General features: G+C 63.9%; 14 protein-coding genes and 1 tRNA gene. 10 read left to right on the top strand and 5 right to left on the bottom strand.

Features of this window, described 5'->3' with window-relative positions:
* From AB5758_RS00935 to AB5758_RS00925, 3 genes are all read left to right on the top strand, one after another.
* A tRNA-Glu gene (locus AB5758_RS00935) sits at positions 1 to 77 on the top strand.
* 152 nt (positions 78 to 229) lie between these two features.
* Positions 230 to 1,537 carry a lysylphosphatidylglycerol synthase transmembrane domain-containing protein gene (locus tag AB5758_RS00930; RefSeq protein ID WP_055309486.1) on the top strand — a complete coding sequence of 436 codons (1,308 nt, stop codon included), beginning with the start codon at positions 230 to 232 and terminating at the stop codon, positions 1,535 to 1,537.
* A gap of 116 nt (positions 1,538 to 1,653) precedes the next feature.
* Positions 1,654 to 2,265 carry a TetR/AcrR family transcriptional regulator gene (locus AB5758_RS00925; protein ID WP_055286458.1) on the top strand — a complete coding sequence of 204 codons (612 nt, stop codon included), beginning with the start codon at positions 1,654 to 1,656 and terminating at the stop codon, positions 2,263 to 2,265.
* A gap of 112 nt (positions 2,266 to 2,377) precedes the next feature.
* On the opposite strand, the gene AB5758_RS00920 is transcribed toward AB5758_RS00925, so the two are convergent.
* The 5 genes from AB5758_RS00920 to AB5758_RS00900 form a co-directional block, all read right to left on the bottom strand.
* A complete protein-coding gene (locus tag AB5758_RS00920) occupies positions 2,378 to 3,694 on the bottom strand; it encodes an ABC transporter ATP-binding protein (RefSeq protein WP_368141546.1) in 1,317 nt (438 codons plus the stop codon).
* The gene (locus tag AB5758_RS00915; protein ID WP_368141547.1) at positions 3,695 to 4,717 is read right to left on the bottom strand and encodes a FecCD family ABC transporter permease; all 1,023 of its coding nucleotides are present in this window, start codon (positions 4,715 to 4,717) and stop codon (positions 3,695 to 3,697) included.
* Positions 4,718 to 4,739: 22 nt separating this feature from the next.
* Positions 4,740 to 6,311 carry an ABC transporter substrate-binding protein gene (locus AB5758_RS00910; protein ID WP_368141548.1) on the bottom strand — a complete coding sequence of 524 codons (1,572 nt, stop codon included), beginning with the start codon at positions 6,309 to 6,311 and terminating at the stop codon, positions 4,740 to 4,742.
* Between the two features lie 4 nt (positions 6,312 to 6,315).
* Complete coding sequence (locus AB5758_RS00905; RefSeq protein ID WP_368141549.1) at positions 6,316 to 6,849, bottom strand: hypothetical protein; 534 nt, start codon at positions 6,847 to 6,849, stop codon at positions 6,316 to 6,318.
* Between the two features lie 145 nt (positions 6,850 to 6,994).
* Positions 6,995 to 7,921: a sirohydrochlorin cobaltochelatase gene (locus AB5758_RS00900; protein ID WP_195919596.1), complete on the bottom strand. Its 927-nt coding sequence runs from the start codon at positions 7,919 to 7,921 to the stop codon at positions 6,995 to 6,997.
* Positions 7,922 to 8,379: 458 nt separating this feature from the next.
* On the opposite strand from AB5758_RS00900, the gene cobM reads away from it, so the two are divergent.
* The 7 genes from cobM to AB5758_RS00865 form a co-directional block, all read left to right on the top strand.
* The gene (gene cobM, locus AB5758_RS00895) at positions 8,380 to 9,171 is read left to right on the top strand and encodes a precorrin-4 C(11)-methyltransferase (protein ID WP_368141551.1); all 792 of its coding nucleotides are present in this window, start codon (positions 8,380 to 8,382) and stop codon (positions 9,169 to 9,171) included.
* Between the two features lies 1 nt (position 9,172).
* Complete coding sequence (cbiD, locus tag AB5758_RS00890) at positions 9,173 to 10,357, top strand: cobalt-precorrin-5B (C(1))-methyltransferase CbiD (RefSeq protein WP_368141558.1); 1,185 nt, start codon at positions 9,173 to 9,175, stop codon at positions 10,355 to 10,357.
* A complete protein-coding gene (locus AB5758_RS00885) occupies positions 10,350 to 10,583 on the top strand; it encodes an SAM-dependent methyltransferase (protein ID WP_271759429.1) in 234 nt (77 codons plus the stop codon). The genes cbiD and AB5758_RS00885 overlap by 8 nt, the downstream gene beginning before the upstream one ends.
* A 42-nt stretch (positions 10,584 to 10,625) precedes the next feature.
* Entirely contained in the window at positions 10,626 to 11,717 is a 1,092-nt protein-coding gene (locus tag AB5758_RS00880; protein ID WP_368155321.1) for a cobalt-precorrin 5A hydrolase, read from the top strand.
* On the top strand, positions 11,717 to 12,460 hold the full coding sequence (cobJ, locus tag AB5758_RS00875; protein ID WP_138340781.1) for a precorrin-3B C(17)-methyltransferase: 744 nt from the start codon (positions 11,717 to 11,719) through the stop codon (positions 12,458 to 12,460). Before AB5758_RS00880 ends, cobJ begins: the two co-directional genes overlap by 1 nt.
* Complete coding sequence (gene cbiE / locus AB5758_RS00870) at positions 12,448 to 13,797, top strand: precorrin-6y C5,15-methyltransferase (decarboxylating) subunit CbiE (RefSeq protein WP_138340783.1); 1,350 nt, start codon at positions 12,448 to 12,450, stop codon at positions 13,795 to 13,797. Before cobJ ends, cbiE begins: the two co-directional genes overlap by 13 nt.
* A partial coding sequence (locus tag AB5758_RS00865; RefSeq protein WP_368155320.1) for a cobyrinic acid a,c-diamide synthase CobB occupies positions 13,794 to 14,686 on the top strand: 893 nt, incomplete at its 3' end. The genes cbiE and AB5758_RS00865, both read left to right, overlap by 4 nt.

Below are 14,686 nucleotides of genomic sequence, written 5' to 3'. Positions count from 1 at the left end.
GGCCCGTTCGTCTAGCGGTTTAGGACGCCGCCCTCTCAAGGCGGAGATCACCAGTTCGAATCTGGTACGGGCTACCACGCATCTGATATCCGGACTTCCTATGGAAGGCCGGGTTTTTTTTATTTTCAAACAACCGTCTGCAATTCCCGTTTGAACCAGAGCTTTGCGTTCTGCCTATGGCCCTTACGGGTACAATATCCAAGATATTTTGACTGTTAGAAGGAGTCTCATGACGGAGTCCTCTCAGCATACGTCTAAGCCCCAGGTCGAGGTTGAGGCCTCGGGCGGAGATGACAATAAGAGCGCACGCCGCGGCGCCATCTTTATCGGCGTCGTGCTGGTAGGTTATATCGTCTATCTGGTGGTAACCGGGCAGATGGGGCAGTTCTGGGCCGCTATGTCGAGCGTCCAGGCGTCATGGCTCGTTGTCGCGTGTCTTTGCATGTTCATGTACCTGTTCTTTGGCATTGTGGCCTATGCGATCGCCGTCTGGCTCGATCCCAATTCGCCCGTCGGCATCCGCGACCTGATCTCGGTCGAGGCGAGTGGCATCTTCTTTGGTAACCTGACGCCCATGATGATGGGCTCCACCCCGGCTCAAATCTATCGCCTGACCAAGGCCGGCCAAAACGTGGGCGAGGCCGGCGCCACGCAATTCACGCGTTTTATCGTGTACCAGTTTGGCCTCGTTGCCTGGGGCGCTATCCTACTGCTTGCTCGCATGCCGTTTTTTGCCGAGCGCTATGGCGACATGACGTTGCTGTGCGTCTTTAGCTTTGGTGGGCACTGCTGCATCTTGCTGGGCATCTTCGCCGTCGCGCTCATGCCTAAGACCGTCACGCGCGTCGCCCATTGCATCATCAATTGGCTTGAGCGCATTGGTGTCTCGGCCACTAAGATCGAGGGATGGCGCACGTTTGTCGATGGCGAGATCTACTCCTTCTCCGAGAAGTTCAAGCTTTCAGCCGGACATTTTTCTTCCATGCTGCTCACGGTGGTCATCACCATGCTGCAACTCGCGTTTTTCTATCTGGTGCCGTATTTCCTGATGCTTGCCTTTGGCCACCACGAGGTCGACTTTTTCTCGGTCATGGCCGCGAGCGCCTTTGTCCAGCTGCTGAGCTCTGCGGTCCCCCTGCCCGGTGGAACTGGTGGCGCTGAGGGCGGCTTTGCATTGTTCTTGGGTCATTTCTTTGGGTCGGCTTCGACCGCCGGCTATCTGCTGTGGCGCCTCATTACGTTTATTGCGCCGACCATTTTGGCTGCGCCCCTGCTGGGACTTAAGAGCGCCCACAACGAGAGCATCCATGCGCGCTGGGATCGTGTGATGCGCAAGCTCGGCCGCACGCCTCAGACGCCCTCTGCGCCCACTATGCCGCACCCCACGAATGCTGTTACCGTTGATCCCAAGAAGCGCGCTCAGAAGGCTTCTGGGACCGCTAAGCCGGCTCATAAAGCCTATGTGCGCCAGACAGGCGATGGTATTCGCGTATCTCCGTCGGCACTCAATAAGAAGAAGCATCCCAAGTCGCAGTAGGGCAGTCGTGCGTTCTTCATGATGCGGGGCATATTTGTGCTGTATGGGGGATAATCCTCTTACGTAGATTATCTCTCATCTGTTGATGAATGCTTGCATATCGAAGGGACACGCCCATGGCAACCAGCAAACCGCGTCTTGATCGTCGCATCATTCGCAGCCGTAATGCCATCCTTTCGGCTTTCGAGCGCCTGCTCATGGAAAAGCCGCTGGCAGACATTACGGTGAGTGCCATCGCGCGCGAGGCCAATGTCGACCGCAAGACCTTTTACGTTCACTTTGGTACGGTTGACGGCCTGCTCGATGCCATTGCCGTCGATGTGGTGGAGATGATTGTCGACTCGGTCGAGAAAACGCTTGCTTCTATGGACGGTGACACCAGCGAGCGCGCTCTTGGCGCGGCGGCGACCTTCTTTAAAACCGTTAATGAGGCACTGTGCAACAACTTAGTGCTCAATCGTCAGCTGATCGAGAATATTCCGCTCGATGATTTCATGGCTCGTCTTCGTGCGCCGCTCGAACATGAGATTGCCGAGCGCGATCTGCTGCCCCAAGGTCTCAAGGACGAGATGTTCGACTACTATCTGGCGTTTTTGCTGTCGGGTATTATCGGTATCTATCGCACGTGGGCACTGTCTGACGGCTCGGTTCCTATCGAGCGCGTCTCTGAGGTCGCCAACGATCTGACTCTCAATGGTCTGTCGAGTCTGGAATCTCGCTTGGATTAGGCCTAGTTGGGCTCGTCGGCGTGGAAATCCCTGTTCACGAGGTTCTCCGGCGCCTTGGAGACCTCGCCGGTGTAGGAGCTGTAGCCTGAGGATCCTTAAAAGAAAGTCCAGTTTATTCTTCCCACTCCAAATGGGAATCCTCCGATGCGCCTTCGCATACTCGCATGACCTCGACACCATGCGAGCGTGCGAACTCGACGAGCTCTGCGTTGCGGGCGTTTATGGTGCCGAAGGCGGAGGGGCACACGATAAGGCGCGCGCAGTGGACGAGGAGCTCTTTGGCGCGGGCTATGGTTTTATCCCCGATCGGCTCGAAGGCGCGCTCGGCCACGCATTCCGTCGCCAGGTCGCGCGCGAGCTCGCAGTCGATGTCCCCTTCGTGCAGAACGCCCGCGTAGAACGCCTTGCCCTGTCGGATGAGCTGGCGAAACACAGCCGACCCCGTACCTGCGCCAGCGATGACGAACGTGTGCGCATCGCCGTGTGGGCGCCCAATTTCCACGCTGCCGAAGCGCTCGTTGAAGGTGCCATGTTTAAGGCCGTAGAGCTCGCCAATCGTCTCGCGCGTGAATATGTCCTCGGGTGCGCCGGCGCGGAAGACCCGGCCGTCCTTCACGCAAATCACCTTGTCGGCGCTTTTCTGCGCGAGCTCGAGTTCGTGGATGGACATGATGATAGCCACATTCCGCGATTTCGCAAGGTGGCGAAGTATTCGCAGCAGGTCGATCTGGTAGCGGATATCGAGATACGACGTGGGCTCGTCGAGCACGAGCACGCGCGGATCCTGCGCGATGGCGCGTGCGAGCATGACGCGCTGGCGTTGCCCGTCGCTTATCTGCATGAAGTCGCGCTCGGCGAGCTCTTCCACATGTGCGGTTTTCATGGCCTCGTCGACCCGACTATGGTCGTCGGGCGAGAGTGTGCCCATTCGCCCGGTGTAGGGATGCCTTCCCGCCTCTACGATATCGCGGCAGGTGAGGAGCTCGGTCCGGGGGCGATCTGTCAGCATAACGGCAAGGTTCCTTGCGAACTCCGCCGTCTTCCATCGGGAAATCTCCCGCCCGTCGAGCTCGACCGCGCCGGCAAGCGGTGCCAGATGACGTGTGATGGTTTTCAAGATGGTCGACTTGCCCGAGCCGTTCGGCCCGATGAGCGCCACGACGTCGCCCGCGCGAACCTCCAGATCGACGCCTTCGACTACGACCTTCTTGTCGTAGCCCGCCGACAGGTCGCTTATGCGGAAAAGCGGCGCTCCGTCAGCCTGCGTTTCGACCGGGGTTTCGAGGTTCGACTCCGCTCGAAGGAGGCGTTCCGCACGCAGTTCCGCACGAGCCGAAAGTGTCTTCTGGCGCTTTCGTGCGAGCTCAGGACTGTCTAAGCATGGAATGTCCCCTCCGAGCGTTTTGGGCCGCGGCACGAATTCCCCCATCTACCTCACCCGCTTCTTCAGCATGAGCGCGATAACCACCGGCGCGCCGAAGATGGCAGTGACGGCGCTGATGGAAAGCTCGACGGGAGAGAACAGCGTGCGCGCGATCAAATCGCAACCCGCGCAGAAGATGGCGCCTCCCAAGAAGCACGCAGGAATCACGCGGATGGGCTTCGACGACTTCAGCGCCGACTTCACGAGATGCGGAACCGCGATGCCTACGAACGACACCGGACCAGCGAACGCGGTCACGCAGGCGGAGAGCATGCTCGCTAGAAGGACGAGCACCACGCGGAAGCGTGCGACGTTCACGCCGACGCTTTTCGCGTAGGCTTCTCCCAGCTGGAAGGCGGAAAGGGGCTTCGATATCGCGAATACGCATGCGCTCACGGTGATCACCACGACCGCGATGACCGCGATGTCGTCCCAGCTCGAACCCGAGAAGCTACCCAAAGACCAGTTGTGCAGGTTCACGATGGACTGGTCGTCGGCGAAGGCAATGAGAAAGTTCGTCGCCGCCGAGCAGATGTATCCCACCATGACGCCCGCCACGATGAGCATGGCCATGGAACTTATGCGCCGTGCGATGAGGAGCACGAAGCCGATGGTGATAAGCGATCCCAGAAACGCTGCGGCCACCATGGCCGGCGAGGACATGGCCTGGTTCGCGCCCAGAAGCACGATCATCGTAAGCGCGACGACGAACTTTGCGCCCGAGGAGACGCCCAAGATGAACGGGTCGGCGATGGGGTTGTTGAAAAACGTCTGCAGCAGGAACCCGGAGAGCGAAAGTGCCCCGCCGAGAAGCACGGCTGAAAGCACGCGCGGCAGGCGAATCTCCCAGATGACTTGGCTGTCCATGGAATTGGCCGCGCCGCCCGAAAGGATGCCGGGGATGTGGTCTGCGGGCACGAGCACGCTCCCGATGCACAGGTTGGCCCCGACGAGCACGATGAGGACAACAGCGAGCAGCGCCGTCACGACGCGACACCGCGCGGCGCGCCCCGATTCGTCGTATGTCATGGAAAGCCGGCTTCTCATGACGCTAGCCAAGCTTCCTCAGATAATGGAAGTCGCTCGCGTCATCGCCGGTGAACGCCCCGTGCAGCTCGTCGATAATGTCGGCGGTAGAAGTCATCTGCTGGTACATGTCGGCGCTTGTGACCCAGACGTTGCCGTTCTTTACAGCTTTGAACTGCGACAATAGCGCGTTTTTGCCTACGAAGTCTTTCAAGGTGGCAACCGATTCGTCGATGGTGCCGTTGTAGACGATGATGTCGGCATCCTTCGCCGTCGCGTAGAAGCGCTCCATTTCGAGCGTTACTGACGAACCTGACGTCGACGCCGTCTGCGCGTCATCGAGCGCGTAGCTGCCGACTGCAAGTTCGATCATCTGCGCCACGTAGTCGCCCGCCCGCCGTGTGACGGCGGCCCCGTTCGAGTTAATGTAGAAATACGCCACGGTTTTACCTGACGACGCGAGCCTCGACGTTTGCTCGACGCGGGCCTTCTGCTCGTTGAACAGGTGCGCGGCCTCGTCTTCCTTGTCGAACAGGACGCCGAAAAGCTTAATCCACTCGACGCGCCCGAGTGCTTCGGGCTCGCTCGACGACTGTTCGGTGAGCACGACGAGCCCGAGCTTCTGCAGCTTTTCCTTCACATCGGGCGTGTGGTTGATCATGGTGTTCTCGATGGCGAGCGTGCAGCCCGAGGTCGATATTCGCTCGTAGTCGGGCGCACTGTACTTGCCGCCGTAGGCGATCGCCCCACTTTCGAGCGCGCTTTTGAAGCCCCCGACCGAGCAATCGTCGGCCTTCGTGCCCGACATGATGATATTGTCGTTCGCATCGAGCGCGTCGACCAGGCACATCGTCGCCGACGACACGAGGTACACCTTGTCGGCGGGGCGCCTTATGACCGCGATGTCGGAGCTCAACCCATCAGGTACCTTCGCATCCTGCGGCACCACGAGGAAGCGCTCCCCGTTCGAAACGCAGATAAGCCGCAAGCCGCCTTCGAACTCGTCGACAGTGAAGTGCTTGGCGTATTCTAGCTGAAGCGTCCCCGTCGGCTCCCAGCCGCAGCCCAAATCGGCGTTGTGGAAGTCGGCCGCGGCGCTTGAAGCCGTTCCCGCAGGGGAGTCGCCGCTTGCATCGTCGCCCGTTTTCTTCTTCATGGTGGATGAGTCGAAGTGGATCGTGTAGTCGATGGTGTGCGGCGTCGACATGGCAACGGTCTCGGCCGACACGGCGATGTCCTCGTCGAGCGTGACGGGTATCTCGAACGTGGAGTTGCCGCCGTCGTTTACGGGCGCGTAGTCTACGCCGTCGACGGTCATCTTGTCGTAGTTCGAACTCGACCAGGTGATGGTCGCGGTGTAGGTGTCGCCATCCTTCACAATTGTGGTGGGTGAGGCGATGCTTGCGCGCCCTGACCCGCCGGAGAGCGAGACGCTCACAGTGTATTCCTGAGAGCCTGCCGTGCCACCGGTCGCGTTCGGGCTCGCACTGCACCCCGCGAAAGGAAGCGCGAGCAGGGCGACGAGTACGCAGGCGATCGCGCGCGCCGTGATGCTGTGGCGCTTCCTGTTTTCCCCCTTGGGAAGAATCGACCGCATGGCGTTACTTCAGTGCGTCGGCGCGCAGATCGACGCCGGCGGATTCGAATACGAGCGTGCGGTCGTACCACCGCTCCCTTTTAATGCTCCACGCGGCGCAGGCGGTGTCCTCGTCGAGCGCATCAACGGGCACGTCGTAGGTGTACTTGCCTTCCGCGTTTTCCACATAGGGGATGAAGTCGGCCTCGCTCGCGGCGGCAGCCTCGTCGCCCGTGCCCATGAAGAGCTTGCCGTAGCCCGTGCCGGAAAGCGTCATCACGCAGTGCATGGAGCCGTTTTCCACGATGAGCTGGGCGTCCACAATCCTGAACATGCTCGAGCTGGAATCTACGGTGATCGGATAGGTGCCGTCGGCCACCTTGTCGGCGGTGATGGGGGCAGAGCTTGCGCCCTCGGGCGCATCGGCCGCCTGTTCGGTCTTTTCCTGGGAATCGGCATCGCTTGCCTTTGCGCTGTCGCTTGAATTTCCGGCGCAGCCGGCGAGCGAGAACGCGAAAAGCGCCGCCGACAGGGCGAAGGCGAGGGTTTTCTTCAACATGGAGGGGGTTCCTTTCAATCGCTTCGACCGCCTGCGCCGTGCGGTGGGCGGGCGGGATGCGAATGCAACGGGCATGCGCCGTCGGTCGGGGAAGGCGCATGCCCGTTGCACGGGGACGCGACCGGCGCCCCCGTGCGCGGCGAGTTTACAGCTTGGCGATGGCGTCGTCCACGTGCGAGACGTAGATGTCGTCGACCGCGACGTTCTGTCCCAGACCCTGGAGCAGGCACGTTACTTCGAAGCCGGCGGCCACGAACTTCGCAGCCCAGCTGTCGGGGTCGGTCTCGTCTGCCATGTCGTTGTTCGCGTGGTCGCCCGCGACCACCATGAACGGCGCGAGCACGGCCTTCTTGTAGCCTGCGGCGCTCGCGGCGGCGATAACATCCTCGCAGGTCGGTTCAGCCTCGACGGTGCCGACGAAGAACTGCGTCAAGCCCTCGTTCTTAAACACTTCCTGCATCTTGGCATAGTCGGCGTTGGAATCGGCTTCGGTGCCGTGGCCCATGAGGCACAGCGCCGTCTTGCCGTCGTCGAAGGACGCCATGTTCTCCTTAATGGCTGCGGCCACCTTCTTGTAGTCGTCGTCGGAGGTGAGCAGCGGGTCGCCGAGCGAGATTTTGTCGAACTTGTCGGCGTACTTGTCGAGCTCGTCTTTCACGTCGGTGTATTCCAGGCCACCCATGAGATGCGTCGGCTGCACGACGATTTCCTTCACGCCGTCTTCCACGCAGCGGTCGAGCGCCTCGGTCATGTTGTCGATCGTGATGCCGTCGCGCTTCTTCAGCTTGTCGATGATGATCTGCGCGGTGAAGGCGCGGCGGATGTCGTAGTCCTGCCAGTACTTCTCGCGGATAGCGTCTTCGATGGCGCCGATGGTGATGTGGCGCGAGTCGTTGTAGCTCGTGCCGAAGCTCGTGACGAGGATGACCGGCTTCACGGCCTTCTCCTTTTCACTCGATTTCTCGGAACTCGCGGAGGTGTTGGAGCAGCCCGCGAGCGCGACTCCGGCGAGCGCGAAGGCTCCGGTTGCTGCGGCGCCCATGAAGCCGCGGCGTGACATCTGGTCGGACATGGTTTTTCCTTTCCTCGGTTTGCCGGTCCCCCGGCGACAGTTGCTTGTCGGCACAAGCGAAAGAAAAGCGCACCCCTCGGGGTTCACAAGGAGCTAACGCCACGGCGATGCCGTGAGGAAAAGGCGAAGCAGTCTGGCTTGGGGCGCGAGGCGGTTCGCCCGCGCGTCCTATACAGTAATGTCCCTTGCCCAGGATTCCCACCTGGTTCCCTCCGCAAGCCAGCGCAGGCTGTGCGGGCGCCGCGCCGGTCATTTCCTTTTATCCGATTGTCATATGCTCGTTGCCGAAACTTTTACTATGATAGTGGGCACTTGTGAACGTGTCAAAGCCAGGGCGGGCGGCATTGCGCCTCCTGCCTGCGTATTTGCGCCGATTGCCGCCGCAGACGCCGTGTTTTGCCCGCTGCGCGAAGGGCGGCGTAAACGGTTGCGATGAGAAACGGGAAGGGAAGGCTCGGATGATTCATATCGTTGGCGCAGGCTCGGGCGCCGCCGACCTTATCACGCTGCGCGGGGCGCGCCTTCTGCGCGCGGCCGACGTGGTCGTTTGGACGGGAAGCCTTGTGAACCCCGAGCTGCTCGCTGAGTGCAAGGAATCCTGCATCGTCTACGACAGCGCGCACATGACCTTGGAGGAAGTGCTCGACGTGATGTGCGCGGCGGATGCGCGGGGCGAGGAAGTGGTGCGCCTGCACACGGGCGACCCGTGCCTGTACGGCGCCATCCAGGAGCAGATGGACGCACTCGACGCGCGCGGCGTGGACTACGAGGTGGTGCCCGGCGTGTCGAGCTTTTGCGGTGCCGCGGCGGCGCTTCGCCAGGAATACACGCTGCCGGGAATCAGCCAGTCGGTCGTGATCACGCGGCTTTCCGGACGTACCCCCATGCCCGCGGGCGAGGGCATGCGCACCATGGCGGAAAGTGGCTCGACTATGGTCATCTTCCTGAGCTCGGGTATGCTCGCCGAGCTTTCCGCCGAGCTTTTGGCCGCGGGCCGCAGCTCCGACGAGCCGGCCGCGCTCGTGTACAAGGCGACCTGGCCTGAGGAGCGCGTGGTGCGATGCACAGTGGGCACGCTCGCCGATGCGGGCGCGCGAGAGGGCATCGACCGCACGGCGCTCGTGGTGGTGGGCCGCGTGCTCGGAGCTCGCGGCGGGTTTTCGCACAACGGCGCGCAAGCAGAGTCGTACGAGCGCAGCAAGCTTTACGACCCTTCGTTTGCCACGGGGTATCGGAAGGCGAGCAGCTAGCGTGGCCTTCGAGCACTACATATATACCGGGACGACCCGCCTGCGCTGCGGCTACACCACGGGGAGCTGCGCCGCGCTCGCGGCGAAGGCGGCCTGCGAGATGCTTTTGTCACGAAAGCCCGTCGGCCTCGTGTCGATCGTCACCCCCGGCGGGCTGCCCGTCGAGGCGAACGTGGTCGACGCATGCATCGGCGAGAGGTGCGCCCAGTGCGCCGTTCGAAAGGACGCAGGCGACGATGCCGATGTGACCGACGGCGTGCTCGTGTACGCGCGCGTGGAACATGCGGTGTCGGGCACGGGCGCTGCGGGCAGCAAGGGCGTGCCCACGCGCGAATCGGAAGTTTCCGTCGATGGCGGCGTGGGCGTGGGGCGCGTGACGTTGCCCGGGCTCGAGCAGCCGGTGGGGGCGGCCGCCATCAACGCGACGCCGCGCGCGATGATCACTTCGGCGGTGCGCGAGGTGTGCGCCGTGCACGGCTTTTCTGGAGATATTGCTGTGACGATTTCGGTACCCGAGGGCGTTGCCCTTGCCGAAAAGACCTTCAACCCGCACCTGGGGATAAAGGACGGCATCTCTATCCTGGGCACGACGGGCATCGTCGAACCGCGCAGCCTCGCTGCCTTGCGCGACAGCATCGAGCTCGAGATCCGGCAGCATGCGGCTATGGGGCGGCGCGGAGTCGTGCTCACGCCCGGCAACTACGGCGGGCAGTTCATCTCGGAGCATTTCCACCTAAACGGTGCGCCGGTGGTCTTCATCTCCAACTTCGTGGGCGATGCGATTGATTGCTGCGTTCGCGAGGGATTCACCAATGTCCTTCTTGTGGGACACATCGGCAAGCTGGTGAAGGTCGCTGGCGGCATCATGGACACCCATTCGCGTACCGCTGACTGCCGCGCGGAGATTCTGGCCGCCCACGCGGCCTTGGCCGGCGCGGGCGCGAAGACCGTGCGTGAGATCATGTCGTCGGTCACGACCACGGCGGCGCTCGAGGTAATCGAGGCTGCCGGCGTGGGGGACGCTGCGCGCGCCTCGCTCGCTGCGGCAATCGAGGACAGGTTGCGCCGCCGCGCGGCGGGCGCATGCGACATCGCCGCGGTCGTGTTCGACGCCGAGCGCCGCGAGCTTTTCCGCACGTCGGGCGCCGATGCAGTCATCGGGGAATTGGGGGCGACGTATGAGTAAAGGCGTGCTGTACGGCGTGCGCCGCGCAATCGGCTGGCCGGGGACGAAAGTGGTCATGAAGGCGCGCCGCTCGCTTGCGGACACGAAGCGCATCCTTCGCGAGGAGGGCGCCTTCGACGGTGCCGAGCTCGTAGAGGACTGTGGGCTTCCGGGCGAGCATGTGTACCGCTCGCTCGATGATGTGCCCGATCGGGGCAGCTACTTCTCGACGATGGTGGTGCGCTAGATGAGGGTTTCCTGCATAGCGTTCACTGAGAGGGGGTATGCGTTGGCGGAGCGCACCGCACGCGCGCTTTCCGATTGCGCGCAGACAGGTGAAGATGACCCTGGCTGGGACGTTTCCGTTTCGCGCGGGTTCGGCGAGGGGAAGGCCGACCTGCGCGCATGGACGGCGCTCGCGTGGGAAGCGTCGGACGCGCTTCTGTTCGTGGGCGCGGCGGGCATCGCCGTGCGGGCGATCGCGCCGCATGTCGCCTCGAAGGCAACCGATTCCGCGGTTGTGGTGATCGACGAGGCGGGGCGCTTTGCCGTCCCGCTTTTGTCGGGGCATTTGGGCGGTGCGAACGAGCTTGCGCAAACTGTGGCACGCGCGGCAGGGGCCATCCCCGTCATCACTACGGCGACCGACGTCCGCGGCGTGTGGGCGGTGGATACGTGGGCGCGCTGTGCGGGGCTCGCCGTTTCGAATCCCGAGGCCATCAAGCGAGTGTCGGCGCGGCTGCTTTCGGGCGGGCGCGTGGCGCTCTATTCCGACATACCGATTTCGGGACAGCCGCCTGAGGGGGTTGACATTGCGTCCGACCGCACTCGTGCCGATATCGTCGTGTCGCCGTTTGCTGGCGCGAATGCAGGTGCGTCCGTTCGCGCGGCGGAGACAACGGGCGAGGTCGTGCCCGCCGGTGAGACGGGGAAGCCGGCGGGCGTGCGGGCGCAGGCGCCTGCGCCCGAGCCGCTTCGCCTTGTCGTGCCCTGCATCGTTGCGGGCATAGGGTGCCGTCGCGGTGCGTGCGCCGAAGCGATCGGGGAGGCGTTTCTTCTCGCGTGCGGGCAGGCGGGCATCTCGCCTTCGGCCGTGCGCGAGGCGGCGACGATCGACGTGAAGGCGCACGAGGAGGGTCTGCTCGCCTTCTGCCGCGCGCGCAATATCCCGCTTGCGACGTATTCCGCAGAGGAGTTGTCGCAGGTCGAAGGCAGCGTTTCGCCATCTGATTTCGTGCGCGCGACGGTGGGAGTCGACAACGTGTGCGAGCGCGCGGCGCTCGCGGACGGGGGCAAGCTTATCTTCCCGAAGCTCGCTCACGGCGGCGTGACCGTCGCGTTTTCCAAGGTAACTATCAAACTTTCGTTTAAGGAGCGGTGATGGGAAAGCTCTTCGTGGTGGGGATCGGCCCAGGCGGCCCCGACGGCATGACGATTGCGGCTCGGCGCGCGCTCGAGGCGGCCGACATCGTTGTGGGGTACACGAAATACGTGGAGCTCGCGCTCGCCGCCGTGCCCGACGCGGCGCATCTCGCGACGCCGATGATGCACGAGGTCGAACGGTGCCGCCTGGCGCTTTCGCGCGCGCAGAGCGGAGAAGCCGTGGCGCTCGTGTGCAGCGGTGACGCGGGCGTGTACGGCATGGCGAGCCCCGTGTTGGATCTTGCGGAGGACTACCCCGATGTAGACGTGGAAGTTATCGCCGGGGCCACCGCGGCTCAGAGCGGGTCGGCGGTGCTCGGCGCCCCGCTTGCCCACGACTTTGCGGTCGTGTCGCTCTCTGACCTGCTCACGCCGTGGGAGATCATCGAGCGCAGGCTCGCCGCCGTCGCGAGCGCCGACTTCTGCATCTGTTTGTACAACCCGCGCAGCAGAAAGCGCGCCGACAGGCTCTCGCGCGCGGTGAAGATTATGCTTGAATGGAAGGCCCCCGACACGCTCTGCGGCTGGGTACGCAACATCGGGCGCGAGGGGCAGCAGTCGGGCATGTGCAGGCTCTCCGAGCTGGGGGAGATCGACGCCGACATGTTCACCACCGTGTTCGTCGGCAACGCGGACACGAAGCTCGTAGGCGGCCGTATGGTCACGCCGCGCGGGTATCGGGAGATTCCATGCGAAAGGTAACGATCATCGGGGCGGGGCCCGGAAACCCCGACTTGCTCTCGCGCGCGGCGCTCGACGCGATCGACATCGCCGACGTGGTCATCGGCGCTCATCGCGCGCTTGCCGGCATCGACGTGCCGCCCGACGTGGTGAGATGCGAGCTCGTGAAGACGGCGGACATCGTCGCCGCGCTCACCGATGCGGCGTCGTGGCAGCGCGCCGTGGTCGTGATGACGGGCGATGTGGGGCTGTTCAGCGGCGCGCGCCGCCTGGTGGAGGCGCTCTCCGGCGACGCGCAGGTGGACGTGCGCGTCATTCCCGGCATAAGCTCAGCGTCGTATCTCGCCGCGCGCCTCGCGCGTCCATGGCAGGATTGGCGCTTCGCGAGCGCTCACGGCGTGGCGTGCGACATCGTGGCCGAGGCCGAGCGCGCAGGTGAGCTCTTCCTCGTCACGTCGGGCGGGGAAGATCCCTCGCGGCTTTCGGGCGAGCTTGTGCAGGCGGGCTTCGGGGACGCGTGCGTGACGGTGGCCGAGCGCCTGTCGTACCCCGACGAGCGCATCACCTGCGCGACCGCAAGTGAAATCACAGGTCAGACGTTCGACGACTTGAACGTGATGCTTATCGATTTCGCAGGCGGCGCCGGGTCGCCTGCGGGCTCTAGCGCAGCCTCCGAGGTGCCGGCCGGCGTGTCTGCGCCCGCGGCGGCTTCTTCCGCGGCGGACTCTGCGGGCGCATCCCGCGCCGCGAGTTCCCGCTGGCCGTACGCTTCCTCGGGCATTCCCGACGAGCTCTTCATCCGCGGCGACGTTCCCATGACCAAGCAGGAGGTGCGCGCCGTCGCGCTCGCGAAGCTGCGCCTTACCGCGACCGACACCGTGTGGGACGTCGGCGCCGGCACGGGGAGCGTGTCGATCGAGGCGGCGCTCGTCGCGCGAGCGGGGTCGGTATGGGCGGTCGAGCGCAACGCGGCCGGCGTGCGGCTCATCCGAGAGAACGCGGATGCATTCGGGTGCGGCAACGTGCATGCGGTCCCCGGTGTCGCCCCCGAAGCGCTCGCGATACTGCCCGTCCCCGACGCCGTGTTCGTCGGCGGGAGCGCGGGCGAGCTTCCCTCCATCGTGGAGGTGGCGCTCGAGAAGAACTCGCAGGTTCGCCTGTGCGTGCCATGCGTCACCGTTGAGACGCTCACCGAGGCGTGCGCGCTCCTCTCGAGTTCGCGCTTTAAGGGGTTCGAGGCTTGCCAGGTGTCGGCCGCCCGCGCCGAGGCTGTAGGCTCGCACCATCTTATGAAGGCGCAAAACCCCGTGTTCCTCGTCAGCGCGCGTGGTGCAGGTGGGGAAGGCGGCGCCCGGTGAGCACGACCATCCCGCGCTTCATGGTCGCTGCGCCCTCGAGCGGGAGCGGCAAGACGGTCGTTACGTGCGCGCTCCTGCGCGCGCTCGCGCGCCGCGGCCTTGCATGCGCGGCCTTCAAATGCGGCCCCGACTACATTGATCCGCTCTTTCATCGTCGCGTCGTGGGCGCGCGCTCGGGCAACTTAGACGGCTTCTTCACCGACGCCCCGACGCTGCGCGCCCTGCTCGCACGCGGCGCCGCGGGCGCGGATGTCGCGGTGCTCGAGGGGGTCATGGGCTTCTACGACGGAATGGCGCCCGGCGTGGCCGACGCGAGCAGCTACCAGGTTGCGCGCGACACGGAAACGCCGGTCGTTTTAGTGGTGAACGGGCGCGGGGCGTCTTTATCGCTCGCCGCCGTAATTCGCGGCATCGCCGAGTTCCTGCCTTGTGCGAACGTGCGCGGCGTCGTGCTGAACAAGACGAGCGCCGCTGCCTGCGCCTACGCGGCGCCTGCGATCGAGAAGCACACGGGCGTCGCGGTTTTGGGTAATATTCCCGCCGACGAGGCGTTCTCGCTCGAAAGCCGGCATCTGGGGCTTGTGACCGCCGACGAGGTCGAGCAGCTCTCCGCGCGCATCGACAAGATGGCCGAGCTGGTGGAAAAGAGCGTCGACGTCGACCGCTTGCTCGAAATAGCGGCGACGGCACCCGATATCTGCGAGGAACCTTACCGGTTGGAGCCGATCGCGGGAGCGCGGCCCATCGTCGCCGTTGCGCGTGACGAGGCGTTCTCGTTCTACTACGAGGAGAACCTGCGCGCGCTCGAGGACCTGGGTTGCGAGCTGGCCTTTTTCAGCCCCCTGTGTGATAGCGAGTTGCCGCGGGGGACAAGCGCCCTCTATCTGGG

The organism is Collinsella aerofaciens, assembly GCF_040926405.1.
Taxonomy (GTDB): Bacteria; Actinomycetota; Coriobacteriia; order Coriobacteriales; family Coriobacteriaceae; genus Collinsella.
Note: the sequence above shows the minus strand (reverse complement) of the source record. Positions and strands in the feature narration are given on the sequence as shown.

Coding starts and splice junctions, on each gene's coding strand:
- AB5758_RS00930 (WP_055309486.1), top strand. CDS start 230: ATGACGGAGTCCTCTCAGCATACGTCTAAGCCCCAGGTCGAGGTTGAG.
- AB5758_RS00925 (WP_055286458.1), top strand. CDS start 1,654: ATGGCAACCAGCAAACCGCGTCTTGATCGTCGCATCATTCGCAGCCGT.
- AB5758_RS00920 (WP_368141546.1), bottom strand. CDS start 3,694: ATGGGGGAATTCGTGCCGCGGCCCAAAACGCTCGGAGGGGACATTCCA.
- AB5758_RS00915 (WP_368141547.1), bottom strand. CDS start 4,717: ATGACATACGACGAATCGGGGCGCGCCGCGCGGTGTCGCGTCGTGACG.
- AB5758_RS00910 (WP_368141548.1), bottom strand. CDS start 6,311: ATGCGGTCGATTCTTCCCAAGGGGGAAAACAGGAAGCGCCACAGCATC.
- AB5758_RS00905 (WP_368141549.1), bottom strand. CDS start 6,849: ATGTTGAAGAAAACCCTCGCCTTCGCCCTGTCGGCGGCGCTTTTCGCG.
- AB5758_RS00900 (WP_195919596.1), bottom strand. CDS start 7,921: ATGTCCGACCAGATGTCACGCCGCGGCTTCATGGGCGCCGCAGCAACC.
- cobM (WP_368141551.1), top strand. CDS start 8,380: ATGATTCATATCGTTGGCGCAGGCTCGGGCGCCGCCGACCTTATCACG.
- AB5758_RS00885 (WP_271759429.1), top strand. CDS start 10,350: ATGAGTAAAGGCGTGCTGTACGGCGTGCGCCGCGCAATCGGCTGGCCG.
- cobJ (WP_138340781.1), top strand. CDS start 11,717: ATGGGAAAGCTCTTCGTGGTGGGGATCGGCCCAGGCGGCCCCGACGGC.
- cbiE (WP_138340783.1), top strand. CDS start 12,448: ATGCGAAAGGTAACGATCATCGGGGCGGGGCCCGGAAACCCCGACTTG.